The organism is Burkholderia sp. LA-2-3-30-S1-D2 (genome assembly GCF_001523915.2).
In the GTDB taxonomy this organism is placed as follows: domain Bacteria; phylum Pseudomonadota; class Gammaproteobacteria; order Burkholderiales; family Burkholderiaceae; genus Burkholderia; species Burkholderia diffusa.
This window is the reverse complement of the sequence record NZ_CP013384.1, coordinates 3,147,943-3,173,421: the sequence shown is the minus strand read 5'-3', so window position 1 is coordinate 3,173,421 and position 25,479 is coordinate 3,147,943. Positions and strand designations below refer to the sequence as shown.

Here is a 25,479-nt window from a genome sequence, read left to right as displayed (position 1 = left end):
GTCACTACAACGGCAGATACCCCATGAAACTTGCATCGCTGAAGGACGGCACGCGCGACGGCCAGCTGATCGTCGTGTCGCGCGACCTGCACACCGCGGCGATCGCCGATGCGATCGCACCGACGCTGCAGCGCGTCCTCGACGACTGGGCGTTCTACGCGCCGCAGCTGCGCGACCTGTACGACGCGCTGAACCACGGCCGCGCGCGCAACGCGTTCGCGTTCGACCCGGCGAACTGCATGGCGCCGCTGCCGCGCGCGTTCCAGTGGGCCGACGGCTCCGCGTACGTGAACCACGTCGAGCTCGTGCGCCGCGCGCGCGGCGCCGAGATGCCGCCGGAGTTCTGGACCGATCCGCTGATGTACCAGGGCGGCAGCGACGATTTCCTCGGCGCGCGCGACGACATCGTGTGCCCGTCCGAGGCGTGGGGCATCGACTTCGAGGCCGAGGTCGCGGTGATCACCGGCGACGTGCCGATGAGCGCATCGCCCGACGACGCGCTGAAGGCCGTGCGGCTGGTCACGCTCGTGAACGACGTGTCGCTGCGCAACCTGATTCCGGCCGAACTCGCGAAGGGCTTCGGTTTCTTCCAGAGCAAGCCGGCCACCGCGTTCGCACCGGTCGCTGTGACGCCCGACGAACTCGGCGACGAATGGCGCGAAGGCCGCGTGCACCGGCCGATGATCGTTCACTGGAACGGCAAGAAGGTCGGCCAGCCCGACGCGGGCACCGACATGGTGTTCCACTTCGGCCAGCTGATCGCGCATGCGGCGAAGACGCGCAACCTGCGTGCCGGCTCGATCGTCGGCTCGGGCACGGTGTCGAACAAGGACGCGAAGCGCGGCTACTGCTGCATCGCCGAGAAGCGCTGCCTCGAGACGATCGAGCACGGCGCGCCGCAGACCGAATTCATGCGCTACGGCGACACCGTGCGCATCGAAATGTTCGACGCGGCCGGCAAGTCGATCTTCGGTGCGATCGAGCAGGCGGTCGCCCCGCCCGACGGCGCGGCCTGACGTCCGCGCGAAACCCGGTCCCGGCCCGCGCGCCGGGTTTCGCCTGATGTTTGCCCGCGCGGGCTTGGCTACACTCGATTCAGGCGTTTCAAGCATTTCACGAACCCGGGAGCTGCGCATGGCCGATCTCGCCGCATACGGCGGTTACGAAGCATTGAAGGTGACGCGCCGCGATCATGGCGTGCTCGACATCGTGATGAGCGGCGAGGGCGCCAACCGCAGCGGCCTCGCGACCGCGAACGAGCGCATGCATCGCGAGCTCGCCGACATCTGGCGCGACGTCGACCGCGATCCCGACACGCGCGTCGCGGTGATCCGCGGCGAGGGCAAGGGTTTTTCGGCGGGCGGCGATCTCGCGCTCGTCGAGGCGATGGCGAACGACTTCGACGTGCGCGCCCGCGTGTGGCGCGAGGCGCGCGACCTCGTCTACAACGTGATCAACTGCAGCAAGCCGATCGTGTCCGCGATGCACGGCCCGGCCGTCGGCGCGGGCCTCGTCGCCGGGCTGCTCGCCGACATCTCGATCGCCGCGAAGGATGCGCGCATCATCGACGGCCATACGCGGCTCGGCGTCGCGGCCGGCGATCACGCGGCGATCGTGTGGCCGCTGTTGTGCGGGATGGCGAAGGCGAAGTATTACCTGCTGCTGTGCGAACCGGTGAGCGGCGAGGAGGCCGAGCGGATCGGCCTCGTGTCGCTCGCGGTCGAGCCGGCGGACCTGCTGCCGAAGGCGTACGAGGTCGCGGAGCGGCTCGCGCATGGATCCCAGTCGGCGATCCGCTGGACCAAGTACGCGCTGAACAACTGGCTGCGCAGCGCCGGGCCGACCTTCGATACGTCGCTCGCGCTCGAATTCATGGGCTTCTCGGGGCCCGACGTTCAGGAGGGCATCCGCTCGCTGCGCGAGCGGCGCCCGCCAGACTTCCCCGGCGACGCACCGTTCTGACGCGCGTTATGATCGGACCAAGGGCGGCCGCACGACTCGTGCCGACCGCTTCGCCCACCCAGCCAACCAGGATGCCCGTATGACGACCGATGCCCCCGGCTCCAATCCTTTTGCCGGCTTTGCCGGTTTCAAGCCTGCCGACATGCTCGACCGGATGTGGGACATGATGCGGATGTCGCCGTTCGGCGGGATGGCGTCGTTTCCCGGCGCCGCGTCGGGGCTGCCGCCGTCGCTGTCGAGCATGTCCGACATGATGGCGCCGCTCACGAGCGTCGAGGAGCTCGACAAGCGAATCACCGATCTGCGCGCGGTCGAGCAGTGGCTCAAGCTCAATCTCGGCATGCTGCAGTCCGCGATCCAGGCGCTCGAGGTGCAGCGCGCGACGCTCGCGACGCTGCGTGCGTTCGGCGCGTTCGCGCAAAGCTCGATGTCGGCGGCCGAGGAAGCGGCGGTCGCGGCCGCGCAAGCGGCGTCCGCGCCGCGCGCCGATGCGCCGCAAGCGCCGGATGCCGCTGGCGCGGCTGACGCACCGCCGGCAGGCGACGCCGCGCAGCAGGCGTTCGATCCGGCCGGCTGGTGGAACCTGCTGCAGGCGCAGTTCAACCAGCTCGCGAGCCTCGCGATGACGCAGCCGGGCGCGCAGCCCGCGGAGCCGGGCGCCGCGCCGTCCGGGCAGACCGCATCGACGGCGCGGGCGGAGCAGCCCGCACCGGCCGCGGCCGCGGCCGCGGCCGCCGCGCCGCGCAAGCCGGCCGCGAAGCGTGCGAAGCCGGCAGGATCGGCTGCGGCGCGCGCGGCGGCCGCCTCGTCGCCCGAAACGCGTCCGCCGAAGCGCTCGACGTGACGCGAACCGGATAGCAGGTCGATCATGCGGCTCGCGCTCGTGCTGATGGGGGGCGGCGCACGTGCCGCCTACCAGGTCGGCGTGCTGAAGGCGCTGGCCGAGATCGCGCGCGAGGCCGATCCGAACCGGCACACGGTACCGTTCACGGTTGTCTGCGGCTCGTCGGCCGGCGCGATCAATGCGACGTCGATCGCGAGCCACGCGGACGACTTTTCGCACGGCGTGCGGCGTCTGCTCGAATTCTGGGAGCCGCTGCGCGCGGACTACGTGTATCGCACCGACTGGCTCGGCATCGCGGCGGCGGGCGCACGCTGGCTCGCGACGATGTCATTCGGCTGGGCGGCGCGCCGCTCGCCGCGCGGGCTGCTCGACAACGCTCCGCTCGCGCACCTGCTGCAGCGCGAGCTGAGCTTTCACCGGATCGAGCAGATGCTCGAGAGCAGGCTGCTGCACGCGCTCTCGGTGACGGCGCTCAGCTATTCGAGCGGCCGGCACCTGACGTTCTACCAGGCCACCGAGCCGATCCAGGCATGGCGGCGCGCGCAGCGCACCGCGCGGCTCGTCGATCTGTCGGCATCGCACCTGCTCGCGTCGTCGGCCATTCCGTTCGTGTTTCCGGCCGTGCCGCTCGTGCTCGACGGCCAGATCGAATATTTCGGTGACGGCTCGATCCGGCAGGTCGCGCCGCTGTCGCCGGCGATCCACTTCGGCGCGCACCGGATCGTCGTCGTCGGCGCGGCCGACCCGCGGCCGGAGATTCCGGCCGCGAACGGCTCGGGACGGGTGCGCGGCTACCCGACGCTCGCGCAGATCGGCCAGCAGGTGCTCGCGAGCGTGTTTCTCGACTCGATCGGCTCGGACATCGAGCGGATCGAGCACATCAACCGGATGATCGAGCACCTGCCGCACCAGGTCGAAGTGGACAGCGGCTGGCGGCACGTCGACGTGCTCGCGATCGCGCCGTCCGAGCGCATCGAGCTGATCGCCGCGAAACACCTGAAGCAGATGCCGGCGACGATGCGCGGGCTGCTCGGTGCGATCGGCGGCAGCCAGCCGGCCGGCGCGTCGTTCGCGAGCTACCTGCTGTTCGAGGAAGCCTTCACGCGCGAGCTGATCGAGCTCGGCTACCGCGACGGGCGCGCGCAGCGCGACACGCTGGCGAACTGGATCGCGGGAGCCGACGGCGGCAGCGCGCCGGCATCCGGCATGCCGCCGGAGAGCGGCCGCGCGATCGGTGAAATACGGGTCTGACGCGAGCAGAGCGGGGCCGAAACGGATGAAACTTACATATCGGTTGCGTTTTCGCGACGGCCGCCCGCGACCGATCGCCGCACCGCAGGTGGCGGCGCGCGACCGGTTCCGCGTCTCGGAACCGTCATGCGCGCGTGCTATCATGGCCGCCGCCGTATACACCATATCGAGCAGCCCGCCGGTCTGGCGGTCGCACGGGAACCCGTCCGGGAACCGCGTGGCGCCGGGCGGGCTCGCCACCGAGCCGGCCTGCGCCGGCCCCCACATCAGGCACGCGCGGCCGGTTCCGTTCGAGCGGAGCGGGGTCGCGGCGTGCTTCAAGGCGGCGACGCGGCCGCCCGGCTGCCGGAGGCGGAAACTGCGTCCCGGGGGCTGGATACACGCGTAAAATTACAGTCTTGGCTGCGAAAGGCGCGCTTGCGCGCCGACGCGGCAACAGTCACGTTTAGAGAAGTCGCATTGCGCAGAACAGGGGTGGGACCATCATGAACACCATGCTTTATCCGGAACTTTACAGGTCGCTCGAAGCTGTCCGCTGGGACATGGAGAAGGACATTCCGTGGGACAAGTTCGACGCTTCGCTGCTCACCGACGAGCAGGCGAAGACGATCAAGATGAACGCGATCACCGAATGGTCGGCGCTGCCCGCGACGGAAATGTTCCTGCGCGACAACCAGCACGACAGCGACTTTTCCGCGTTCATGAGCGTGTGGTTCTTCGAGGAGCAGAAGCATTCGCTCGTGCTGATGGAATACCTGCGCCGCTTCCGGCCGGAAATGGTGCCGACCGAAGAGGAACTGCACGCGGTGCGCTTCGAGTTCGATCCGGCGCCGCCGCTCGAGACGCTGATGCTGCATTTCTGCGGCGAGATCCGCCTGAACCACTGGTATCGCTGCGCGGCAGACTGGCACACCGAGCCGGTCATCAAGCACATCTACGAAACGATTTCGCGCGATGAAGCGCGCCATGGCGGCGCCTACCTGCGCTACATGAAGAAGGCGCTGAACAATTGCGGCGACGTCGCGCGCGCGGCGTTCGCGAAGATCGGCGTGCTGATGGCGTCGGCGCGCCGCACCGAGAAGCCGCTGCACCCGACCAACCTGCACGTGAACCAGGCGCTGTTCCCGCGCGACACCGTGCAGTCGCGCCTGCCCGATCCGGAATGGCTCGAGCGCTGGCTCGACGAGCAGATCCGCTTCGACGGCGAGTGGGAAAAGAAGGTCGTCGAACGGATCCTGCACAACCTGTCGATCCTGTTCGAGCGCACGTTCGCGACCGCCCAGGAACTGAACCGCTACCGCAAGGAAGTCACCGGACGCCTGCAGTCCGAAAGTGGCCCGTCGTCGGCCGCGCAACCGGCTTGAGGCTGCGCGGCATCGCAGCCGGCGTGAAGCGCCGCCGGTCGAGATCGCCGCAGTGTAGTCCCGCATGAAGCCCGCCCGGCCATCCGGCGGGCTTTTTATCTGGCGCCGCCGTGTTCCGTCGCGACGTGCACCGCGCGCCGCTCACGCCATCCGAAATTCATCATGTCCGCTACCTTCGAACGAAAGCTGATCACCCGCGACGCCCTGGTTGCCCTGCGCGCTTCGCTGCCTTCGCCCGTCGTGTTCACGAACGGCGTGTTCGACATCCTGCACCGTGGCCACGTCACGTATCTCGCCGATGCGAAGGCGCTCGGCGCATGCCTGATCGTCGGCGTGAACAGCGATGCGTCGGTGCGTATGCTCGGCAAGGGTGACGACCGGCCGATCAACCGCGAGGAAGACCGGATGGCGTTGCTCGCGGCGCTGGAAAGCGTCGACTGGGTCGTGAAATTCGAGGAAAAGACGCCGGTGTCGCTGATCGAGGCCGTCCGTCCGGACATTCTCGTGAAGGGCGGCGACTACGACATGGACGCGCTGCCGGAATCGGCCATCGTGCGCAGCTGGGGCGGGCGTGCGCTCGCGATTCCGTTCGAGCACGACCGCTCGACCACCGCGCTGCTGAAGAAGGTGCGCGCGCAGCAGTCCTGATGCGGGTGCCGCGCCGTCAGGGCGCGGAAGCCGCGAGCGGCTCGGCCGTCACGGCCGGCGGGCCGATCGGACCGCCGATCACGGGCTGATCGCTCGCCTGCGCGAGCGGCATCGCATGCAACGCATCGGGCCGAACCTGCCGGGACAGCACGCCCGGTTCGCGCGGGCCTGCCGCCGGCAGCGGCCCGAACACGCCGCGCACGGCGACGAACGCAAGCAGGTTCGCGAGAATGAGAACAGCGATCAGCCAGCGCAGCATCGTCGACACTCCTCGTCGTTGTTCAGTCGTTTAACCGTTCGGTCGGGCCGGCCGCGCGGCGCGTGCGGTGGTTGCCGCCGGCGAGCGCACGTGTCGGCCGGGGCGCATGCATGTGCGGCCGGCTGTCTGCATGGGCGCCCGCACCGGCGCCCGCTTTCCATCCTCACCGTGACGAAGCCCGCAGTCGGGCCTGCATCGACGCGGCCGGCGCGGCCGGCGCGATGCCGACCGGTTTCCGTCAATTCTGCGCCGCCGCTTCCGCGGCGATCAACGCAAGCCCCGACAGGATCAGCGCGTCGTGCCGCGTATGCGGCAGCGTCAGCGCGCGTGCGACATCGTCCGCCGCGCCGCCTGCCAGCACGAGCCGCACGGGTGCCTGCCACGCATCGGCGAGATCGCGCCATGCGCGCTCGATCAGCCCCGCCTGCGCGTACAGGCAGCCCGCCGACAGCGAGCGCGGCGTATCGACCTGGAACGGCTCGGCCTGCGCGCCCGCGAACAGCCCGCTCGCGATGTCGGTGGTCAGCGTCGGCAACTGCGCGGTGTGCGTGCCGAGCGCGCGCATCATCAGGGCCCAGCCCGGCGCGATCAGCCCGCCGGTGAAGCGGCCGTCCGCGCGCAGCGCTTCGAGCGTCGTCGCCGTGCCGAACGTCGCGATCAGCAGATGCTCGCCCGGAAACGCCGCCCGTGCACCGATCAGGCCGGCCCAGCGATCGCTGCCAAGCTGCTCGGGCGTCGTATAGCCGTTCGTCACGCCGCATTGCGCGGGCCGCGAGCGGATCGTCGTGCGCGCCAGGCCCGGCCAGCGGGCGTCGAGCAGCGCGTCGAGCCGCGCGGCCACGTCGGCGCCCGCGACGTTCGAGATCCATGCGCCATGCGGACGTGGCAGGGTCGACCAGTCGGGATCGGCACCGCCGTCGCGCGTATGGCCGAATGCGCCGGTCTCGACGAGCGTGCGCTGCGCGTCGGCGAGCGCCCACTTGATCCGGCTGTTGCCGGCGTCGATCAGCAGATGCGGTTCGTTCATTGCGCTTCGCGCAGCGATATGTCGCCGGCCGCGATCGCCTTGATGCCGTCGGGCGTGTCGAGCAGCAGCTGGCCGGTCGCGTCGATGCCCGTCGCGATGCCGCGCACGCGTTCGACGCCCTGTTCGAGCAGCACGACTTCGCGTCCCGCGTACGCGTGCAGCGCGTGCCAGCGCGGCAAGAACGGCGCGAGCCCGTCGGTGCCGAACTGCGCGAGTGCGGGCGTGAGCGCGTTCAGCGCCGCGGCGAGCGTATCGGTGAGGTTCGCCGATGCGCATGCGGCCGACAACGCGGCCGGCGGCAGCCCGCTCGCGAGCGCCGCTTCGCGCGCACGCAGCGCATCGACCTGCGCGGCGACGGCCTCCGCGCCGCGCACGTTGATACCGAAGCCGATCACGACGGCGGTCGCGTCGGCGGTGGTCCAGACGGTTTCGATCAGGATCCCGGCAAGCTTGCCGACGATGCGCGACGTGCCGTCGTCGGTGGTCGTCAGCAGCAGGTCGTTCGGCCACTTGAGCGCGACGCGCGAGCGGGCGTCGAGCGGCAGCGTGGCGAGCCCTTCTGCAAGCGCGACGCCGATCGCGATGCTGAGGCCGCCGAGCGCATCGACGGGGCGCGGCACGATGCAGCCGACCGAGCACAGCAGTGCGTTGCCGGGCTGCGCGAACCAGGGACGGCCTTGCCGGCCGCGGCCCGCCGTCTGCTCGAACGCGACGCGCACGAGCGGCGCGGGCAGCGCGTTCGCGGTGCGCGGCAGCGCCTTGAGGCGCGTCGCGACGTCGGCGTTGGTCGAGCCGGTGGCGGCGACGATGTCGAGCGGCCACGCGCGCGGCGCGGCGTCCAGGTGCGCCTCGAGCCGGTTGCGCGCGATGTGCGCGTCGCCGGAATCGGGCGTGTCGGAGGAGGTGGGGGCGTTCATGGCGCCTATTGTAGCGACAGGGGGCAGTGCGTGACGGGCGGCGCGCCAGGTCATGCCCGTCGCGCCGCCGCCGCGCGTTCGTGCCCGCGCCGCCGACGCACCGCTACGGCGCGACGACCGGATGCTTCAACGCATGCGCGGTCTCGATCCACTGCGCGTGGAACGCGTCCGCGTCGGGTCGCAGCCCCAGCTCGCCGTTGCGATAAGCCATCGCGAGCGTCTGCACGGCTTCCGGCAGCTCGTGCTCGGCCGCACGGCGATACAGCGCGAGCGCGCGCGCTTCGTCGCGCGGCACGCCGCTGCCTTCGCGGTATGCGTTCGCAAGCATGAAATCCGCGGCCGGGATGTCCGAGCGCGACGCGATCTCGAACCAGTGCGCGGCCTGCACCGGATCGGCTGCGACGCCATAGCCGCTGCGATAGATCAGCCCGAGGTAATACGCGGCGGCTGGATCGCCTTGGCCGGCCGCTTCGCCGAGCAGCGTGCGGGCGCGTGCGTAGTCCTTCGGGATGTCGCCGCTGCCGAGCAGCAGCGCCTTGCCGAGTGCCAGCTGCGCACGCCGCGCGGCCGGCGTGCCGGCTTTCGTGTCCGCCTGCGCGGCGGTTTCGAGCCAGCCGCGTCCCTCGTCGCGCAGCCCCGGCTCGCGCGCATCGACGAGCGCGATGCCGAGCGCCGCCTGCGCGTCGCCCGAGCCGCGCCGCGCGAGGGTGCGCAACTGAGCGAGCGCGTGCGGCTCGACGGCCTGCGCGACCATCGCCTGCCATTCGTCGAGCTGCGCGGCGCTCGGCGCGGGGCCGGCGGCGCGCCAGCCGGTCGCAGCGACCACGGCCGCAACGGTGATGGCCGCCGCCGCGAGCAACGCGGCCGGCGGGAGTTTCGCGCGAAGCAGGCGCTGCGCGGCGGTGGTGAAGCCGGCTTCGGCAGGCCGCATCGTCCGGATCGGTTGCATCGCGGGTCTCGTGGTCATTGCGTGAGGTCGATCTCGTAGATGGCGAGGTTCTTGCCCGAGCCGTCGTCGGCCGCGACCTGCGTAAGGCCGGTCAGGCCGGCTGCCGCCGCGTCGCCGAGCCGGTTCGGCGCGGACGTGAACTGCACGTGCGCGACCGAGCTCGCCAGCTTCGTGAAGCGCCAGCTGCGCTGCGCGCCGTCCGCCGCGCGCGTGATCGCGCCGCGCTTCTTGATGAACGCGATCAGCACGTCGCGGTTCGCGTCGGGCGATGCGAAGATCGTCTTGCTGCCGTCGAGGCCCGGGAAGTTGCCGCCACCGCTCGCGCGGTAGTTGTTGGTCGCGACGATGAACTGCGCGTTCGGGTCGATCGGCGCGCCCTTGTACGTCAGGTTCCTGATCCGGCTGCCGACCGGCTGCGTGACGTCGATCTCGTAAGCGAGATCCGCGGACGTGAACATGTCGAAGTTGTAGCCGGGGAAGCTGCTGACGAGCGGTTGCACCGTCGCCTTGGTCGGATCGATCGTGTTGAAGCGCTTCGCGGCCGTCTCGAGCCAGTTCTTCACGTCGCTGCCGCTCACCTTCACCGCGTACACGGTGTTCGGATACAGATACAGGTCGGCCGCGTTGTTGATCGCAAGTGCGCCGGGCGCGACGTCGGTGTAGTCGCTGCCGCCGCCGAAGCCGCTCTTGAACGGCGCGCTGACCGACAGCACCGGCAACGACGCGTATTGCGGCAGGTTCGCCTGCACGTAGGTCTTCACGTAATCGGCCTGCGCCTCGTTGACGATCTGGATCGCGCCCGGATCGCCGACGTCCGCGAAGTACGAGTTCATCCGGTAGTCGGTCGAGCCGATCGGCGTCTTCACGTAGTCGATCGTCGCCTGGTGTTCGGCGGCGATCGCGGCGGACACCGACGGATCGGCGGCGACGTAGCTCTTGTCCGCGTTCTGGATCGGCCGCGCCTCGACGGTCGTCTGCGACTTGTCGACGCTCCACGTCTTGCCGTCGAACGTCAGGCCGAGCTTGATCACGCCGAGATGCTTGCCCCAGTAGTTGGCCATCACGGTCGGCACGCCGTTGACGGTGCCCTTCGCCTTGTCGACGCCCGGCAGGTTGAACTGCGCCACGGTGCTGTTCGCGTCCGGGAACACCTGGTGCGAGTGGCCGATCAGCATCGCGTCGATGCCGGGCACCTTCGACAGCCACCAGCTGCCGTTCTCCATGGTCGGCGAATACGCGGTGTTGTCGAGGCCGCCGTGCGAGATCGCGACGACGAGATCGGCGCCCTTCGCGCGCATCTCCGGGATGTACTTCTCGGCCGCTTCCTTCAGGCCGGTCGTGTAGACCTTGCCGTCGAGCCAGCGCTTGTCCCAGCTCATGATCGCGGGCGGCGTGAAGCCGATGATGCCGATCTTCACCGGCGCGCTGACCGTCTTGCCGTCGGGCGCGACGGCCGTCACCGTGCGGGTCAGGATCGTGTACGGCGTGAACAGCGGCGCGTTGGTCCGCGCGCTGATCACGTTCGCGAGCACCTGCGGGAAGTTCGGACCCGCACACTTCTTCTGCTGCGCGGGGGCCGGCAGCCCGTCGACGTCGAACGTGTTGCCGGTCACCTGCGACAGGTACGGCAGCCCGTAGTTGAACTCGTGGTTGCCGATCCCGCCGCCGTCGAACTTCGCCGCGTTCATCACCTTGTAGATCGCGAGCGTCTGGTCGCAGCCGATCGGGTTCACGAGCGCCTGGTAGTCCGACAGCGCGGTGCCCTGGATCGTGTCGCCGTTGTCGAGCAGCAGCGTGTTCGGGTACTGCGCGCGCGCCTGCGCGATCAGCGTCGACACGCGCTCGAAGCCGAGCGACTTGTCGGCGGCGAGCTTGAAATAGTCGTACGACAGCACGTTGGTGTGCAGGTCGGTCGTTTCGAGCAGCGCGAGCGTGGCCGTCGTGCCGGCGGGCGCCTGCGTCTGCGACGACGGCGGGGCGGTGACGTCGTCGCCGCCGCAACCGGCGAGGGCGAAGGCGAGGCTGGCGAGCGCGGCGGCGGCGGTCACGCGGCGGCGGGAAAGCGGGGGGAGACGCATCGATTGTCCTGTTCTGTGTTCTGTTCTATGAATCGCGAGGAGCGCAGCGAAATGGCGGCGCGGGCGCCGACGGCCTGACGTGCGGCGCGTGAGAGTATCGAAAGGAAACGTGACGGAAGAATGAAAGGTCGCGTGCCCGGCACGCCGTTCCGGCGGCGAACCCCGTGCCGTGGCGGGGCGGGCATGCGCAAAGAGGCGCCTCTCGCCCGGCATTTCCGCCGGACGCCGCCGGCTGCGCGCCCCGACGGAAATCCTCACGTCGCGGCGCCGGACGGTTCGCTACAATGGCCGCTGTCATCCTTTTGCAAACAACCCGCCCTTGGACTTCGAGACACCTCCCGGCCTGTTGGTCGACGCCGGCGGCCAGGGCCAGACGGTGCGCCTGACCGGTCAGTGGACCGCGCTCGCGCTCGCACGCAATCGCGGCGAGGTCGCGCGCCGCATCGCGGGCATCGCGTCCGGACGCGTGAACGAATGGGATCTGTCCGGCATCGAGCGGCTCGACCACGTCGGCGGCCAGGCGCTGTGGCGCGTATGGGGCCGCAAGCTGCCGGCGGGCGTCGAGCTGACCGACACGCAGCGCACGATCTTCGAGCGGATCGAACGTCTCGACAGCCAGCGCGAGGCACCCGAGCGCGTCGTGCGCTTCGATCCCGTCACGCGCCTCGGCCAGGCGATCTTCGCGTTCGGCGAACACCTGCAGGGCGGCATCGCGATGTTCGGCCTCGTGATCCTCGACGCGCTGTCGGTGCTGCGCCGTCCGCAGACGATGCCGTGGAAGGAAACCTCGGCGAACATCTACAGCGCCGGCGCGCAGGCGCTGCCGATCACCGCGCTGGTCGCATTCCTGATCGGCATCGTGCTCAGCTATCTGTCCGCGCAGCAGCTGGAGATGTTCGGCGCGAACCGCTACATCGTGAACATCCTCGGGCTGTCGGTGATTCGCGAACTCGGGCCCGTGCTGTCGGCGATCCTCGTCGCGGGCCGCTCGGGCTCGGCGATCACCGCGCAGATCGGCGTGATGCGCGTGACCGAGGAGCTCGACGCGATGCGCGTGATGGGCATTCCGCACGGGCTGCGGCTGATCCTGCCGCGCGTGCTCGCGCTCGGCGTCGCGATGCCGCTGCTCGTGATGTGGACCAACATCGTCGCGCTGACGGGCGGCGCGCTTGCCGCGAAGTTCGTGCTCGGGATCGACGTCAACTATTTCGTGCGCTCGCTGCCGGGCGTCGTGCCGATCGCGAACCTGTACATCGGCCTCGGCAAGGGCGTCGTGTTCGGCATGCTGATCGCGCTGGTCGCATGTCATTTCGGTTTCCGGATCAAGGCGAACTCGCAAAGCCTCGGCGAAGGCACGACGACGTCGGTCGTGTCGTCGATCACGGTCGTGATCCTCGCCGACGCGGTGTTCGCGATCCTGTTCCAGAACGTGGGGCTCGGATGAACGCGTCGAATGAATCGCCGGCCGGTGCCGCGCCGGCCGATGGCGCCAGCGCACATGCCACGCCAGCCGGCGCGGGCACGGCCGGCATGCCGCCGGCGGCGGCCGCGCATGGCGGCGACCTCGTGATCGAGGTGCGCAACCTGACCAAGCGCTACGGGCGCAACATCATTCACCAGAAGCTCGATTTCGACGTGCGGCGCGGCGAGATCGTCGCGATCGTCGGCGGCTCGGGCTCGGGCAAGACGACGCTCGTGCGGCAGATCCTCGGCCTCGATCGGCCGACGTCGGGCACGATCAAGGTGTTCGGCGAAGACACGTCGAAGATAGACGACGCGACCGCGCGGCTGATGCGCACGCGTTCGGGGATGCTGTTCCAGCAGGGCGCGCTGTTTTCGTCGATGACGGTGTTCGACAACGTCGCGCAGCCGCTGCGCGAGCTCGGCCGCGTGCCGTCGGACCTGCTGCACGACATCGTGATGCTGAAGCTCGAGATGGTCGGGCTGCCGTGCAAGCACGCGTCGAAGATGCCGGCCGCGCTGTCGGGCGGGATGGTGAAGCGGGTCGGCATCGCGCGCGCGATCGCGCTCGAGCCCGAGCTGCTGTTCCTCGACGAGCCGACCGCTGGCCTCGACCCGCAGGCGTCCGACGAATTCGTCGAGCTGATCGCGACGCTGCATCGCACGCTCGGGCTGACCGTCGTGATGGTGACGCACGATCTCGACACGATGGTCGCGCTGTCGACGCGCGTCGCGGTGCTGGCCGATCGCAAGGTGCTGGTCGCGGCGCCGGTCGAGGAGGCCGCGAACGTCGACCATCCGTTCATCCACGAATATTTCCTGGGGCTGCGCGGGCGCCGCGCACTGCAGGCGCTGCCGCCCGAGCGGCGCGCGAAGCTGCCGAAGGCGGCCCTCGAGCCGGCGCTGTCGAGCGTCGAATTGTAGGAAAGGCAAGAAGCAAGGAACCCGCGAATGGAAAACAAATCACATGCGTTCTGGGCCGGCCTGTTCACGATCGCGCTGACGCTGGCGATCGCGGGCACCGTGTTCTGGTTCAACGTCGACCGCACCGTGCGCGTGCCGTACGACCTGCTCGCGCGCACCAACGTGACGGGCCTGTTCCCGGACGCGGCCGTGCGCTTTCGCGGCCTCGACGTCGGCAAGGTGCAGTCGATCGGCTTCGACCGCACGCACCCGGGCCAGATCCGGATCCGGATTCTCGTCGACCACGATGCGCCGATCACGCAGTCGACCTACGGCAGCCTCGGCTTCCAGGGCGTGACGGGCATCGCGTTCGTGCAGCTCGAGGATACGGGCCGCGACCTGGCGCCGCTGCCGTCGTCGCCGAAGGCGATCGCGCAGATCCCGATGCGGCCGAGCCTGTTCGACCAGATCCAGGCGCGCGGCGACGTGCTGCTGCGGCAGCTCGAACTGGCCGCGAAAAGCGCGAACGCGCTGATGTCGCCCGAGATGCGCGAGCAGTTGCGCGCGACGGCCGAAAGCCTGCAGCACGCGGCCGATGGCGCGACGACGCTGTCGAAGCAGCTCGCGCCGGCGGTGGCCGCGCTGCCGGAAACGATGCGCCAGGTCGATCGCGCGATGGCGTCGGCGAACACGCTGCTGCAGCCGAACGGGCCGCTCGTGTCGAACCTGAACAAGGCCGGCTCGGCTGCCGAGCAGGTCGGCGTCGCGCTGAACGACCTGAACGCGCGGGTCCAGTACGACACGCTGCCGCGCTTCAACGCGCTGGCCGGCAGCGTCGGCGATGCGTCGCGGCAATTGAAGGACGTCGCCGGTGAACTCGGCCGCAATCCGAGCAGTCTGTTGTTCGGTTCGCCCGGCTCCGCGCCCGGCCCCGGCGAGGCGGGCTTCGTCTGGCCGGGGGCGGGGAGCGCGGCCGGGAAGTGAAGCAGATCGTCAGCCCATCGACGTTGATCGGCCGGCCCGGCGCGAGACCGGACCACGACGCCATCGAAACCGGAAACATCATGCAGGAACATGCCATGCCACGAATCCCTGATCGCGGGCTGCGTCCCGCCGCGACCGCGCTCGCGATGCTGACGCTCGTGTTCGCCGCCGGCTGCGCCGGCAACAGTGCGGCGCTGTCGAACGTCCGCTACGACCTCGGGCCGGCCGCATCGGCCGTCACGGCCGGCACGGGCCCCGCGCTGAAGGTGCTCGACGTCGCCGCGTCCGACGCGCTCGACACGGACAAGTTCGTCTACCGGCTCGCGTATGCGGATGCGCAGCGCATGGCCGTCTATCGCGACAGCCGCTGGATCGCGCCGCCCGCGCAACTGCTCACGCAGCGGCTGCGCGGCGCGTTGTCGTCGCGCGGCGCGGTGCTCGAGGGTTCCGACGGCGTGCGCGCGCCGACGCTCAAGGTCGACCTGAACGAATTCGAGCAGGTGTTCGACGGGGAGTCGAAGAGCCACGGCGCGGTCACCGCGCGCGCGACGCTGTTGCAGGGCGGCAAGGTGCTCGGCCAGCGCACGTTCGTCGCGCGCGCGCCGTCGAGCACGCCCGATGCGGCTGGCGGCGCGCGGGCGCTCGCGGCCGCGAGCGACGAGCTCGTGTCGCAGATCGCCGCGTGGGTCGGCGTGCAGGCGTACGCGGGCAACCCGTGACGCCGCACGCGCAGCCGCGATGAGCGCGCCGGGCACGTCGCGCGCGTCGTCGCTGGCGCGGCAGGCGTTCGCCGCGTATGCGGCGCTCATCGTCTATGCATCGCTGTATCCGTTCGGCGGCTGGGTATCGCTCGGCATCGGGCCGTTCGATTATTTGTTCGCCCCGATGCAGCGTTATGTGACCGCGTTCGACGTGGTCACCAACGTGCTCGGCTACATGCCGTTCGGCGCACTCGGCGTGCTCGCGCTGCATCCGCGCTGGCGCGGCGTGGCCGCGACGCTGATCGTGGGCGGCCTCGGCGTGCTGCTGTCGGGATCGATGGAGGCGCTGCAGACCTACCTGCCGACGCGCGTCGCGTCGAATCTCGACCTCGCGGCCAACGCGCTCGGCGCGCTGCTCGGCGCGGCGCTCGCGGCACCGGCCACCGGCGCGCTGCTCGACCGCGGCGCATTGCGCCGGCTGCGCTTCGCGTGGTTCGAGACCGACGGCGCGACGCCGCTGCTGCTCGCCGCGCTGTGGCCGTTCGCGATCCTGTTTCCTTCGCCGTTCCTGTTCGGCATCGGCGACTGGCCGGCCGTGCTGTGGGAGCGCGCCGACGGCTCGATGCAGGACGCGCTGCTCGCATGGCTGCCGGCCGCGTGGCGCGTGAGCGAATGGCCCGAGCGCGTCGACGGCTGGCTGTCCGACTCCGCGTGGGAAGCCGCGCTCGGCGGGTTGATGCTGTTCGCCGCGCTGGCGATCGCGTCGCTGGCGATGCGTGCCGGCGCGCCGCGCGTGCGGCTCCTGATCGCGTTCGTCGGCGCGACGCTCGCGCTGAAGGCGGCCGCGACCTTCATGCAGTCGAGCACCGGCCTCGTCGTCGTGTGGGCGACGCCCGGCGCGCGGCTCGGCATCGAGCTCGGCTTCGCGGCGGCGCTGCTCGCGTTGCGCGTGCCGGCCGCGTGGCGCGCGCTGCTCGCGGCGCTCGCGCTGCTGGCCGGTGTGGTGCTCGTCAACCTGCTGCCCGTCAACCCGTTCTTCGATTTCACGCTGTCGGGCTGGCGGCAGGGCCGCTACGTGCACTTCAACAGCATCGCGCGCTGGCTTGCGTGGATCTGGCCCTACGCGGCGCTGATCTGGCTCGGTCAGCGGGTCGAGCACGCGTGGCTGCCGGCCGCGCGGCGGCGCTGACGCCGCAGGAGCGGCAACGGGGCCGCGCGGCCGCGCCTCGCGGCGATCGCGGGCAGCCGTGCGCGCCGGTCGCTATAATCGACCGCACATCCGTTGCCGTGCGCAACGGCAATCGCCCTTCTTTCCGCCCGGCACCGCACCGGGCCGCTCGTCACCATCATGGATTCCTACTACCAGCACCACGTCTTTTTCTGCCTGAACCAGCGCGATCCGGGCGCCGAGCGTCCGAGCTGCGCGCAATGCGATGCGCAGACCATGCAGGAGTACGCGAAAAAGCGCGTGAAGGAACTCGGCCTCGCGGGGCCCGGCAAGGTGCGCATCAACAAGGCCGGCTGCCTCGACCGCTGCGAGGAAGGGCCGGTGATGGTCGTGTATCCGGAAGGCACGTGGTACACGTACGTCGACCAGGCCGACATCGACGAGATCGTCGAATCGCACCTGCGCGACGGCAAGGTCGTCGACCGCCTGAAGATCTGAGCGGGCCGGCCGAATGAACGTTCATACGCAGAAGTCGCTGATCCCCGGCCCGGTCGGGCAGATCGAAATCGCGGTCGACCTGCCCGACGCCGTGCGCGAAGGCGGCGCCGCGCCGCGCGGCATCGCGCTTGTCGCGCATCCGCATCCGCTGTTCGGCGGCACGATGGACAACAAGGTCGCGCAAACGCTCGCGCGCACGCTGGTCCAGCTCGACTACGTGGTGTACCGGTCGAACTTCCGCGGCGTCGGCGCGACCGAGGGTGTGCACGACAACGGCATCGGCGAGGCCGACGACCTGCTCGCCGTGCTCGCGCACATGCGCGCGCAGCCCGCCTATGCGGACCTGCCGCTCGTGCTCGCGGGCTTCTCGTTCGGCACTTTCGTGCTGTCGCACGTCGCGAAGCGGTTGCGCGACGCGGGCGAGACGATCGAGCGGATGGTGTTCGTCGGCACGGCCGCGAGCCGCTGGCAGGTCGCCGACGTGCCGGAGAACACGCTCGTGATCCACGGCGAAACCGATGACACGGTGCCGATCGGATCGGTCTACGACTGGGCGCGGCCGCAGGAACTGCCGGTCGTCGTGATCCCCGGCGCCGAGCATTTCCTGCATCGCAAGCTGCACGTGCTGAAGCGCATCATCGTCGACGCGTGGCGTTGATCCGCTGAACCCGGCGTGCGGCGCCGCCGCCGCACGACCGCGATGCCGCCGCGCGCGCGACATCGCGCCGCGCCGTGTCACGACACGATCGCACATGCCCGCTCCAGCGCGGCGCCACCCGGCTTGCACGGCGCCTGCGCACGCCTTTCGCGCGGCTTCGCGCACGATTCTCCCGAGCGAAGCCGCGCTATCCTCTCGAAGCCTGGGTGTGGCCACCTGAGCCCTGGTTCGCGAAAACGCCGTTCGCGGCCACGTATAATGGCCGCATTTCGCGTCGCCCGCGGCCCGGCCGGGCCCATGCGGCGCTCGTTTCGCCGCCTGTCCGCCCGCTCGCGACGGCCGCGAACCGAACGCGTCCGCATGAGTCCAACCGGCGCGTTTCGTGCCGTCCGACGCAGTCGGACGAACGCCGGAACGCTCGCCGCCTTGCCGTTCAACCCTGCGCGTTTCGCGCCGCACTTTCTGCCATCAGCCTGAATCGATCATGCGTCTGTCTTCCCAAGGCCTCAAGTCCCTCGCTTCTTCCATCGCCTTCGGCACCGCCGCGCGCAACGTCGCGCTGGGCGTGATGCTGCCCGTCGCACTCGCGTCGACGATCGTCGTCGCCGAGGCGAAGCCGGCCGCCAAGGCAAAGGCCGCGCATGCCGCGCCGGCCGCCGCCACCGAGCAGTTCACCGGCGCGCCCGCGACGTTCATGCCGGGTGCGGTGCCGCCGCCGGGCGTGAACGCGCGCTCGTGGGTGCTCGTCGATGCGACGAGCAACACCGTGCTCGCATCGGGCAACGCCGACGAACGCGTCGAGCCCGCGTCGCTGACGAAGCTGATGACGGCCTACCTGGTGTTCGAGGCGCTCGACAAGAAGAAGATCTCGATGGAGCAGATCGTCACGCCGAGCGAAGCGGTGCGCCGCGTCGGCCGCGACGAGTCGCGCATGTTCATCGAGGCGAACAAGCCGGTGTCGGTGCACGATCTCGTGTACGGGATGATCATCCAGTCGGGCAACGACGCCGCGATCGCGCTGGCCGAGCTGGTCGGCGGCAGCGAAGGGCAGTTCGTCACGATGATGAACGACGAGGCGGCGCGCCTCGGCATGAAGGGCACGCACTTCGCCGACGTGAACGGCATGCCCGACCCGAACCACTACACGACGGCCGGCGACCTCGCGAAGCTGTCCGCGCACCTGATCCGCGATTTTCCGCAGTACTACAGCATCTTCTCGGAGAAGGAATTCAAGTACAACAACATCCGCCAGGGCAACCGCAACCGCCTGCTGTGGCTGGATCCGACGGTCGACGGCCTGAAGACGGGCCATACGCAAGCGGCCGGCTATTGCCTGATCGCGTCGGCCAAGCGCGCGATCCCGGGTGTCGACAGCCAGCGCCGTCTCGTGTCGGTGATGATGGGCGAGCAGAAGGAAGGCGAGCGCACGCAGGACAGCATGAAGATGCTGAACTACGGCTATAGCGCGTTCGACGCGGTGCGCCTGTTCAAGGGTGGCCAGGCGATGTCGACGCCGCGCATCTACAAGGGCAAGGAAAACACCGTGCAGGTCGGCGTGAAGGGCGACCAGTGGGTGACCGTGCCGCGCGGCCTGGGTGACAAGGTCAAGCCGGAAGTCGAGGTCAACGCGCCGCTGATCGCGCCGCTCGCGGAAGGCCAGCAGGTCGGTACCGTGAAGATCGTCGCCGACGGCAAGACGCTGTCGGAGTTCCCGGTCGTCGCGCTGCAGGCGGTGCCGGAAGCGGGTATCTTCGGCCGTATCTGGGACTCGATCCTGCTGATGTTCAGCAAGAAGAAGTAAGCACGACGGGCCTTTGTTTTCACGACTTCATCCCCATCTGTCATAGCCATGAGCCAAGCCGAATTCGAACCGATCGTCTACCTCAGCGTGTCGTCGCAGGAGGAGCTGGTGCCGCTGTCGCAAGCCCGGGTGCCGGTGCTCGACCGCGGGTTCATCTTCGGCGATGGCGTGTATGAAGTCGTCCCCGTTTATGCGCACGACGGCGCGCACGTGCCGTTCCGAATCGAACAGCATCTGGAGCGGCTCGCGCGCAGCCTGAAGAAGATCGGCATCGACGATCCGCATGACGCGGCCGGCTGGCGCGCGTTGATCGAGCGCGTGGTCGCCGCGAACGCGGAAGGCCTCGGCGACGGCCATGCGCTCGTCTACCTGCAGGTGACGCGCGGTGTCGCGAAGCGCGGCCATGCGTTCCCGGCGAATGTGGTGCCGACGGTGTTCGTCATGACGAGCCCGCTGCGGCTGCCGTCGGAAGAGGAACGCGCGCAGGGCGTGCGCTGTGTGACGGCGGAGGATCGCCGTTGGCTGCATTGCGACATCAAGTCGATTTCGCTGCTCGGCAACGTGCTGATGGCGCAGCATGCGGCCGAACGCGACGCGTTCGAGACGATTCAGCTGCGCGACGGCAACGTGACCGAAGGTTCGTCGTCGAACGTGTGGATCGTGAAGAACGGCGAGCTGATGGCGCCGCCGCGCAGCAACAAGATCCTCGAGGGGATCCGCTACGCGCTGGTCGAGCAGCTGGCCGACGAATGCGGCATCCGGTTCGTCGCGCGCGAGATCAGCGAGGTCGAGTTGCGCTCGGCGGACGAGATCATGATCACGTCGGCCACGAAGGAAATTTTGCCCGTCACGTCGCTCGACGATCTGCCCGTGCAGGGCGGCAAACCGGGCCCCGTGTTCGCGGCGTTGTACGACGCATACCAGCGTGCGAAGGCACGCGAGTTTGAACAGTTTGACCTAACCCGGAGAAAATGATGAGCGAACCGACCAAAACCATCGAGGTCACCGGCGCGATCGATACCCGGAAGGAGTCGCTGCTGGAGTTTCCGTGCGATTTCCCGATCAAGATCATGGGCAAGGCGCACCCGGAATTCAAGGACACGATCTTCAAGGTCGTGGCCGTCCACGACAACGAGATCGACGTCGAGAAAATCGAGGAGCGTGCATCGAGCGGCGGCAACTACACCGGCCTCACGATCACCGTGCGCGCGACCAGCCAGCAACAGCTCGACGACATCTACCGCGCACTGACCGGCCATCCGATGGTCAAGGTCGTGCTCTGAGCGCCGCTTTCCACCCGCCTTCCTGCGCGCACTCGGCGGGGGTCTTCCCCGCCGCGCGCCGCGCGTCCAGCTCGTCGCACAGCAGCTTGTATTCGGCGACTTCCTGAAGCAGCCAGGTCCTGAACGCCTGCACGCGCGGCGTGTTCAGGAGCGGCGGCGGACACACGAAAAAATAGTGCCACGGGCTCTGCCCGTCGATGTCGAACAGGCGCACGAGGCGCCCGTCCAGCAGGTCGTGCACCGCGAGCGAGCGGCGCACCAGCGCGATGCCCTGGCCGTCGATCGCGGCCAGCAACAGGTTCGACGAGTCCTGGTACAAAATTCCCCGTTTCGGCTCGGTCAGCGTATCGAGCCCGGCCGCGTCGAACCACGGCCGCCACAGCTCGTCGTCCGAGCGCAGCAGCTTGTAATGCACGAGATCGGCGGGCGTCTGCGGCAGCTTGCCGCCGTTCAATGTTGGCGAGCACGCCGGAAAGAACACCTCCTCGAACAGCGGCTCGACGTGCAGCCCCGGATAGCTGCCCGAGCCGAACCGGATCGCGAGGTCGACGTCGTCGCGCGCGAAATCGGTGAGCGAGTTGGTCGACTGCAGCTCGACGTCGATTTCCGGATGCCGCTCGATGAACGTGCCGATGCGCGGCGTGATGAAGCGTGCGGCGAACGACGACAGCATCGACACCACCAGCCGTCGGCTGCGGTCGCTTGCGCGCACCTCGCGCGTCGCATCGGCGATCACCATCAGCGCGCTGCGGACCTGCTGCGCGTAGCGCATGCCGGCGTCGGTCAGGCACAGCCGCTTGCCGTTGCGCGTGAACAGCTGCACGCCGAGCTCCTCCTCGAGCGCGCGAACCTGGTGACTGACCGCGCCGTGCGTGACATACAGCTCGTCGGCGGCGCGGGAGAAATTCTCGTGGCGGGCGGCGGCTTCGAACGCGCGAATCGCGTTCAGCGCAGGCAGCTGGCGGAGGTCCATTTGCTAATTTTCCTCACATCGACGTGAAAATTGGTCGTTTGGTCGAGTGCCTTCAAATGACTACGATTGTAGCCATCGAAGCATTTATTGGCGGAGTCGATCATGCAAGAAATTTCTTCAAGCATCACCTTCGAAATTCCCGCGGGCGAAACCGTGCCGATGAAGGTGCAGCGCAGCACCCGCCTGACGGTGCAGTGCGGGCCGGTATGGGCGACGCGCAGCAATGACGTCGAAGACTACTTCCTGGTCGACGGCGAGACGCTCCGGCTGCATCGCGGCGAGCGGCTGTGGCTCAGTGCGGAAGGCCGGCAGGGCGCGCAGGTCGCGTTCTCGGTGTCGCGGCCGGCCGGGGAAGTCGCGCGCGGCGCGCTCGCACGGCTGCGCAATCGCTTGAATGCGCTGCTCCACGACGGCTGGCGCACCGTCTGACGGGCCTTTCCTCCGACGGATACTCGCGATCCGTCCCCTTCCAGAGCCGGCGAGACGCATGGGTTTTCGGTAAACTACCGGCCATGTCCGTCTCGCCGGTTGCCATCGTGTCCACGCCTGTCGCTGTTTCCGAATCGCCCGCCGGGTCTCCGGTTCAGCCCGTCGCGCCGGTCACCGTGCGCTGGCGGGGCAGCGAGGCCTACGAGACGAGCTTCGACGCGATGCGCGCGTTCACCGACACGCGCACGGCCGACACCGGCGACGAAATCTGGGTCGTCGAGCATCCGCCCGTCTACACGCTCGGCCAGGCCGGCGACCCGGCCCACCTGCTGGTGGCCGACAGCGGCGTGCCGCTCGTGAAGGTCGACCGCGGCGGGCAAATCACCTACCACGGCCCCGGCCAGATCGTCGTCTACCTGCTGCTGGACCTGCGCCGGCGCAAGCTGATGGTGCGCACCCTCGTGACGAAGATCGAGGAGGCCGTGATCGAAACCCTCGCGGCGTATAATCTCGCTTCGGTCCGCAAGGCGGGCGCGCCGGGAATCTACGTGGCATCCGGCGTGCACGAGGGCGCGAAGATCGCGGCCCTCGGCCTGAAGATCCGCAACGGCTGCAGCTATCACGGCCTGAGCCTGAACGTGAAGATGGATCTGCGCCCGTTTCTCGCGATCAACCCGTGCGGCTATGCCGGACTGGAAACCGTCGACATGGCGAGCCTCGAGGTTGCCGCCGACTGGAACGACGTCGCCCACACGCTGGTGGGGCGTCTGATCGCCAACCTCGACGGCGAATCCGCGGCCGCCGACAAGCCGCAGGCACTGGAACAATCGAATGACTGACGTTACCGCTTCCCCCGCACCGGCCGATTCGGCCGCGACCCCTGCCTACGATCCGACCGCCAAGCAGAAGGCGCAGGCGAAGACGGCGCGCATCCCGATCAAGGTCATTCCGATCGAGAAGCTGAAGAAGCCGGAATGGATCCGCGTGAAGGCGGCCACCGGCAGTTCGCGCTTCAACGAGATCAAGACGATCCTGCGCGAGCACAACCTGCACACCGTGTGCGAGGAAGCGAGCTGCCCGAACATCGGCGAATGCTTCGGCAAGGGCACCGCGACGTTCATGATCATGGGCGACAAGTGCACGCGCCGCTGCCCGTTCTGCGACGTCGGCCACGGCCGTCCCGATCCGCTCGACGCGGATGAACCGAAGAACCTGGCCCGCACGATCGCCGCGCTGAAGCTCAAATACGTGGTGATCACGAGCGTCGACCGCGACGACCTGCGCGACGGCGGCGCCGCCCACTTCGTCGAGTGCATCCGCGAAACGCGCGCGCAGTCGCCGGAAACGCGCATCGAGATCCTGACGCCGGACTTCCGCGGCCGTCTCGACCGCGCGATCTCGATCCTGAACGCGGCACCGCCCGACGTGATGAACCACAACCTCGAGACGGTGCCGCGCCTGTACAAGGAAGCGCGCCCGGGTTCGGACTACGCGCATTCGCTGAAGCTCCTGAAGGACTTCAAGGCGCAGCATCCGGACGTCGCGACGAAGTCGGGCCTGATGGTCGGCCTCGGCGAGACCGAAGAGGAAATCCTGCAGGTGATGCGCGACCTGCGCGCGCACGACGTCGACATGCTGACGATCGGCCAGTACCTGCAGCCGTCCGAGCACCACCTGCCGGTGCGTGCGTATGTGCATCCGGATACGTTCAAGATGTACGAGGAAGAGGCGTACAAGATGGGCTTCACGCACGCGGCCGTCGGCGCGATGGTGCGGTCGAGCTATCACGCCGATCTGCAGGCGCATGGGGCAGGGGTGGTCTGAGCGCCATTGGCCTGTTCCGCAGAAGTCATGCAATCGAAAAAAGCCCGCAGCAATGCTAATGCCGTTCAGTTAAGCGACTGAACGGCATTTTTGTTTTGGGGAAGGAATGGTTGTAAACGCTGCGCTGAGATGTTAACTTTTGGCGCGATGCTGACCGACCACCTGACCTTCATGCTGGATGCCGGACCAACCGACCTGAGCCGGTTGGCGGAGCATCTACCGCATGCATGGATCGAGCAAGCCGTCGAAGCGACCGGCACGGCGAGCATCCGTCGCCGTCGGTTGCCCGCCGAACAGGTGGTCTGGCTGGTGATTGCGCTGGCGATCTATCGTCATTGGTCGATCAGTGAAGTGGTGGACAGCCTTGAGCTAGTGTTGCCCAACGAGGCCACCTTCGTCAGCAAGAGCGCCGTTACCCAAGCCCGGCAACGCTTGGGCCAAGCCCCGATAGCTTGGCTGTTCGAGCAAACCGCGCAGGCATGGTGCAAGCAGGACGCTGTTCGTCATGGCTTCAAAGGCCTCAGCCTATGGGCCATGGATGGCACCACGCTACGCACGCCGGATAGTGCCGCGAATCGGGAACATTTTGGGGCCCAACGCTACGCGAGCGGCAAGGTGGCGAGCTACCCACAAGTGCGGGCTGTCACGCTGACCTCGATCCCGACGCATCTCGTGGCGAACATCGCGTTTGGCCGCTACGACACCAACGAGATGATCTACGCCAAGGATCTGCTGGCGCAGATTCCCGACCATTCGCTCACGGTCTTCGACAAAGGCTTCCTGGCAGCCGAGATCCTGTGCGGCCTGAGCTCGGGCGAACGCAATCGCCACTTCCTCATTCCGGCAAAGTCCAATACGCGTTGGGAGGTGCTGTCCGGCAAACCGGACGATGCACTAGTGCGCATGCGCGTCTCGCCTCAGGCTCGGCAGAAATGCCCCGATCTGCCGGAGTGGTGGACGGCACGTGCGGTGCGCATTCAGGATGCACAGGGGCGGCAGCGAGTACTGCTGACGTCCTTGACCGATCGGCGCCGCTTCAAGTTGGCCGATCTGGTGGCTTGCTACGAGCGGCGCTGGCAGATCGAAACCAGCTACCGTGAACTGAAGCAGTCCATGCTGGGTAGCGAACTGGCGCTACGCAGCCGAACCGTCGAGGGCATCTATCAAGAGATCTGGGGCGCATTGATCGCCTACAACCTGATTCGTCGAGAAATGGCCTGCGCCGCCTTCGAAGCCAAGTGCGAGCCGACCGAACTGAGCTTCGTTCGCTCGTTCCATCTGATCCAGCACGAGATGATGTGGGCTGCGCGAACGCCTGCCTTCGCCAAGTTGCCCGCCGTCCTCAAGCGACTTCGCGAGCACCTCAAGTTGCTCATCAACGTAAAACGCCCCGATCGCAAATGCGATCGGGCCGTCAAGTCCCGTCCTGCTCGTTACGCTGTCCGGTTCCTCAGAAAGAACCTTAACTGAACGGCATTACCGCCGGGCGGTCCTTTT

The 25,479-nt window shown here is 68.6% G+C and carries 26 protein-coding genes; 20 read left to right on the top strand and 6 right to left on the bottom strand.

Translation table 11 applies throughout. The features are described from left to right. Positions 1-23: 23 nt before the first annotated feature. The 6 genes from WS66_RS27705 to rfaE2 all read left to right on the top strand — a co-directional run bounded on the left by WS66_RS27705 (position 24) and on the right by rfaE2 (position 6,069). Positions 24-1,016 carry a fumarylacetoacetate hydrolase family protein gene (locus WS66_RS27705; RefSeq protein ID WP_059600021.1) on the top strand — a complete coding sequence of 331 codons (993 nt, stop codon included), beginning with the start codon at positions 24-26 and terminating at the stop codon, positions 1,014-1,016. Between the two features lie 118 nt (positions 1,017-1,134). Next, complete coding sequence (locus tag WS66_RS27700) at positions 1,135-1,962, top strand: enoyl-CoA hydratase/isomerase family protein (RefSeq protein WP_059600022.1); 828 nt, start codon at positions 1,135-1,137, stop codon at positions 1,960-1,962. Positions 1,963-2,041: 79 nt separating this feature from the next. Continuing rightward, positions 2,042-2,806 (top strand): PhaM family polyhydroxyalkanoate granule multifunctional regulatory protein, encoded by a 765-nt coding sequence (locus WS66_RS27695; protein ID WP_059600023.1) that lies wholly within the window; start codon positions 2,042-2,044, stop codon positions 2,804-2,806. Between the two features lie 24 nt (positions 2,807-2,830). Beyond that, positions 2,831-4,057 (top strand): patatin-like phospholipase family protein, encoded by a 1,227-nt coding sequence (locus WS66_RS27690; protein ID WP_059600024.1) that lies wholly within the window; start codon positions 2,831-2,833, stop codon positions 4,055-4,057. 485 nt (positions 4,058-4,542) lie between these two features. Continuing rightward, positions 4,543-5,421: a ferritin gene (locus WS66_RS27680; RefSeq protein ID WP_059451551.1), complete on the top strand. Its 879-nt coding sequence runs from the start codon at positions 4,543-4,545 to the stop codon at positions 5,419-5,421. Positions 5,422-5,583: 162 nt separating this feature from the next. Further along, the gene (rfaE2, locus tag WS66_RS27675; protein ID WP_059600025.1) at positions 5,584-6,069 is read left to right on the top strand and encodes a D-glycero-beta-D-manno-heptose 1-phosphate adenylyltransferase; all 486 of its coding nucleotides are present in this window, start codon (positions 5,584-5,586) and stop codon (positions 6,067-6,069) included. Between the two features lie 16 nt (positions 6,070-6,085). Here the strand turns inward: rfaE2 and WS66_RS27670 are convergent, their stop codons facing one another. From WS66_RS27670 to WS66_RS27650, 5 genes are all read right to left on the bottom strand, one after another. Further along, entirely contained in the window at positions 6,086-6,328 is a 243-nt protein-coding gene (locus tag WS66_RS27670; RefSeq protein ID WP_059600026.1) for a hypothetical protein, read from the bottom strand. A gap of 238 nt (positions 6,329-6,566) precedes the next feature. Next, complete coding sequence (locus WS66_RS27665) at positions 6,567-7,355, bottom strand: type III pantothenate kinase (protein WP_059600027.1); 789 nt, start codon at positions 7,353-7,355, stop codon at positions 6,567-6,569. Further along, complete coding sequence (locus WS66_RS27660; protein WP_059600028.1) at positions 7,352-8,272, bottom strand: biotin--[acetyl-CoA-carboxylase] ligase; 921 nt, start codon at positions 8,270-8,272, stop codon at positions 7,352-7,354. Before WS66_RS27660 ends, WS66_RS27665 begins: the two co-directional genes overlap by 4 nt. Positions 8,273-8,375: 103 nt before the next feature. Beyond that, on the bottom strand, positions 8,376-9,221 hold the full coding sequence (locus tag WS66_RS27655; RefSeq protein ID WP_059600029.1) for a tetratricopeptide repeat protein: 846 nt from the start codon (positions 9,219-9,221) through the stop codon (positions 8,376-8,378). A 14-nt stretch (positions 9,222-9,235) separates the two neighbouring features. Next, entirely contained in the window at positions 9,236-11,299 is a 2,064-nt protein-coding gene (locus tag WS66_RS27650; protein ID WP_059600030.1) for a bifunctional 2',3'-cyclic-nucleotide 2'-phosphodiesterase/3'-nucleotidase, read from the bottom strand. A gap of 319 nt (positions 11,300-11,618) precedes the next feature. Between WS66_RS27650 and WS66_RS27645 the strand changes: the two genes are divergently transcribed. The 10 genes from WS66_RS27645 (at position 11,619) to WS66_RS27595 (ending at position 20,756) form a co-directional block, all read left to right on the top strand. Then, positions 11,619-12,743, top strand: a complete 1,125-nt coding sequence (locus WS66_RS27645) for an MlaE family ABC transporter permease (protein ID WP_059600031.1) — start codon at positions 11,619-11,621, stop codon at positions 12,741-12,743. Continuing rightward, entirely contained in the window at positions 12,740-13,684 is a 945-nt protein-coding gene (locus WS66_RS27640; protein ID WP_059600032.1) for an ABC transporter ATP-binding protein, read from the top strand. The genes WS66_RS27645 and WS66_RS27640 overlap by 4 nt, the downstream gene beginning before the upstream one ends. A 27-nt stretch (positions 13,685-13,711) precedes the next feature. Beyond that, positions 13,712-14,647 (top strand): MlaD family protein, encoded by a 936-nt coding sequence (locus WS66_RS27635; protein ID WP_059600033.1) that lies wholly within the window; start codon positions 13,712-13,714, stop codon positions 14,645-14,647. Between the two features lie 95 nt (positions 14,648-14,742). Further along, positions 14,743-15,366 (top strand): ABC-type transport auxiliary lipoprotein family protein, encoded by a 624-nt coding sequence (locus WS66_RS27630; RefSeq protein ID WP_059600044.1) that lies wholly within the window; start codon positions 14,743-14,745, stop codon positions 15,364-15,366. Between the two features lie 19 nt (positions 15,367-15,385). After that, positions 15,386-16,537 carry a VanZ family protein gene (locus tag WS66_RS27625; protein ID WP_059600034.1) on the top strand — a complete coding sequence of 384 codons (1,152 nt, stop codon included), beginning with the start codon at positions 15,386-15,388 and terminating at the stop codon, positions 16,535-16,537. A 159-nt stretch (positions 16,538-16,696) separates the two neighbouring features. Continuing rightward, a complete protein-coding gene (locus WS66_RS27615) occupies positions 16,697-17,014 on the top strand; it encodes a (2Fe-2S) ferredoxin domain-containing protein (RefSeq protein WP_006485233.1) in 318 nt (105 codons plus the stop codon). 13 nt (positions 17,015-17,027) lie between these two features. Next, entirely contained in the window at positions 17,028-17,672 is a 645-nt protein-coding gene (locus tag WS66_RS27610; RefSeq protein WP_059524004.1) for an alpha/beta hydrolase, read from the top strand. Between the two features lie 484 nt (positions 17,673-18,156). Beyond that, positions 18,157-19,473, top strand: coding sequence for a D-alanyl-D-alanine carboxypeptidase family protein (locus tag WS66_RS27605; RefSeq protein WP_059600036.1), 1,317 nt, complete (start codon positions 18,157-18,159; stop codon positions 19,471-19,473). Between the two features lie 48 nt (positions 19,474-19,521). Continuing rightward, positions 19,522-20,448 (top strand): D-amino acid aminotransferase, encoded by a 927-nt coding sequence (locus WS66_RS27600; protein WP_059600037.1) that lies wholly within the window; start codon positions 19,522-19,524, stop codon positions 20,446-20,448. Beyond that, entirely contained in the window at positions 20,448-20,756 is a 309-nt protein-coding gene (locus tag WS66_RS27595) for an HP0495 family protein (protein WP_057928637.1), read from the top strand. Before WS66_RS27600 ends, WS66_RS27595 begins: the two co-directional genes overlap by 1 nt. Here WS66_RS27595 and WS66_RS27590 read toward each other — a convergent pair. After that, a complete protein-coding gene (locus WS66_RS27590; RefSeq protein WP_059600038.1) occupies positions 20,740-21,729 on the bottom strand; it encodes a transcriptional regulator GcvA in 990 nt (329 codons plus the stop codon). The two genes, WS66_RS27595 and WS66_RS27590, sit on opposite strands and share 17 nt — an antisense overlap. Before the next feature lie 102 nt (positions 21,730-21,831). Between WS66_RS27590 and WS66_RS27585 the strand changes: the two genes are divergently transcribed. From WS66_RS27585 to WS66_RS27570, 4 genes are all read left to right on the top strand, one after another. Further along, on the top strand, positions 21,832-22,158 hold the full coding sequence (locus tag WS66_RS27585) for a DUF2917 domain-containing protein (RefSeq protein ID WP_059600045.1): 327 nt from the start codon (positions 21,832-21,834) through the stop codon (positions 22,156-22,158). An 83-nt stretch (positions 22,159-22,241) separates the two neighbouring features. Further along, entirely contained in the window at positions 22,242-22,997 is a 756-nt protein-coding gene (lipB, locus tag WS66_RS27580; RefSeq protein WP_059600039.1) for a lipoyl(octanoyl) transferase LipB, read from the top strand. Next, entirely contained in the window at positions 22,990-23,982 is a 993-nt protein-coding gene (gene lipA / locus WS66_RS27575; protein ID WP_059600040.1) for a lipoyl synthase, read from the top strand. The genes lipB and lipA overlap by 8 nt, the downstream gene beginning before the upstream one ends. 147 nt (positions 23,983-24,129) lie before the next feature. Further along, the gene (locus tag WS66_RS27570) at positions 24,130-25,452 is read left to right on the top strand and encodes an IS4 family transposase (RefSeq protein ID WP_108064754.1); all 1,323 of its coding nucleotides are present in this window, start codon (positions 24,130-24,132) and stop codon (positions 25,450-25,452) included. Positions 25,453-25,479 lie beyond the last annotated feature (27 nt).

What these genes read in the sequence shown, in the direction of transcription:
- WS66_RS27635 (WP_059600033.1), top strand. Translation starts at nt 13,712, where the DNA reads ATGGAAAACAAATCACATGCGTTCTGGGCCGGCCTGTTCACGATCGCG.
- WS66_RS27665 (WP_059600027.1), bottom strand. Translation starts at nt 7,355, where the DNA reads ATGAACGAACCGCATCTGCTGATCGACGCCGGCAACAGCCGGATCAAG.
- WS66_RS27605 (WP_059600036.1), top strand. Translation starts at nt 18,157, where the DNA reads ATGCGTCTGTCTTCCCAAGGCCTCAAGTCCCTCGCTTCTTCCATCGCC.
- WS66_RS27660 (WP_059600028.1), bottom strand. Translation starts at nt 8,272, where the DNA reads ATGAACGCCCCCACCTCCTCCGACACGCCCGATTCCGGCGACGCGCAC.
- WS66_RS27595 (WP_057928637.1), top strand. Translation starts at nt 20,448, where the DNA reads ATGAGCGAACCGACCAAAACCATCGAGGTCACCGGCGCGATCGATACC.
- WS66_RS27700 (WP_059600022.1), top strand. Translation starts at nt 1,135, where the DNA reads ATGGCCGATCTCGCCGCATACGGCGGTTACGAAGCATTGAAGGTGACG.
- WS66_RS27625 (WP_059600034.1), top strand. Translation starts at nt 15,386, where the DNA reads ATGAGCGCGCCGGGCACGTCGCGCGCGTCGTCGCTGGCGCGGCAGGCG.
- WS66_RS27670 (WP_059600026.1), bottom strand. Translation starts at nt 6,328, where the DNA reads ATGCTGCGCTGGCTGATCGCTGTTCTCATTCTCGCGAACCTGCTTGCG.
- lipA (WP_059600040.1), top strand. Translation starts at nt 22,990, where the DNA reads ATGACTGACGTTACCGCTTCCCCCGCACCGGCCGATTCGGCCGCGACC.
- WS66_RS27680 (WP_059451551.1), top strand. Translation starts at nt 4,543, where the DNA reads ATGAACACCATGCTTTATCCGGAACTTTACAGGTCGCTCGAAGCTGTC.
- WS66_RS27615 (WP_006485233.1), top strand. Translation starts at nt 16,697, where the DNA reads ATGGATTCCTACTACCAGCACCACGTCTTTTTCTGCCTGAACCAGCGC.
- WS66_RS27610 (WP_059524004.1), top strand. Translation starts at nt 17,028, where the DNA reads ATGAACGTTCATACGCAGAAGTCGCTGATCCCCGGCCCGGTCGGGCAG.
- WS66_RS27695 (WP_059600023.1), top strand. Translation starts at nt 2,042, where the DNA reads ATGACGACCGATGCCCCCGGCTCCAATCCTTTTGCCGGCTTTGCCGGT.
- WS66_RS27655 (WP_059600029.1), bottom strand. Translation starts at nt 9,221, where the DNA reads ATGCAACCGATCCGGACGATGCGGCCTGCCGAAGCCGGCTTCACCACC.
- WS66_RS27585 (WP_059600045.1), top strand. Translation starts at nt 21,832, where the DNA reads ATGCAAGAAATTTCTTCAAGCATCACCTTCGAAATTCCCGCGGGCGAA.
- WS66_RS27650 (WP_059600030.1), bottom strand. Translation starts at nt 11,299, where the DNA reads ATGCGTCTCCCCCCGCTTTCCCGCCGCCGCGTGACCGCCGCCGCCGCG.
- WS66_RS27640 (WP_059600032.1), top strand. Translation starts at nt 12,740, where the DNA reads ATGAACGCGTCGAATGAATCGCCGGCCGGTGCCGCGCCGGCCGATGGC.
- WS66_RS27570 (WP_108064754.1), top strand. Translation starts at nt 24,130, where the DNA reads ATGCTGACCGACCACCTGACCTTCATGCTGGATGCCGGACCAACCGAC.
- WS66_RS27705 (WP_059600021.1), top strand. Translation starts at nt 24, where the DNA reads ATGAAACTTGCATCGCTGAAGGACGGCACGCGCGACGGCCAGCTGATC.
- WS66_RS27630 (WP_059600044.1), top strand. Translation starts at nt 14,743, where the DNA reads ATGCCACGAATCCCTGATCGCGGGCTGCGTCCCGCCGCGACCGCGCTC.
- lipB (WP_059600039.1), top strand. Translation starts at nt 22,242, where the DNA reads ATGTCCGTCTCGCCGGTTGCCATCGTGTCCACGCCTGTCGCTGTTTCC.
- WS66_RS27590 (WP_059600038.1), bottom strand. Translation starts at nt 21,729, where the DNA reads ATGGACCTCCGCCAGCTGCCTGCGCTGAACGCGATTCGCGCGTTCGAA.
- WS66_RS27690 (WP_059600024.1), top strand. Translation starts at nt 2,831, where the DNA reads ATGCGGCTCGCGCTCGTGCTGATGGGGGGCGGCGCACGTGCCGCCTAC.
- WS66_RS27600 (WP_059600037.1), top strand. Translation starts at nt 19,522, where the DNA reads ATGAGCCAAGCCGAATTCGAACCGATCGTCTACCTCAGCGTGTCGTCG.
- rfaE2 (WP_059600025.1), top strand. Translation starts at nt 5,584, where the DNA reads ATGTCCGCTACCTTCGAACGAAAGCTGATCACCCGCGACGCCCTGGTT.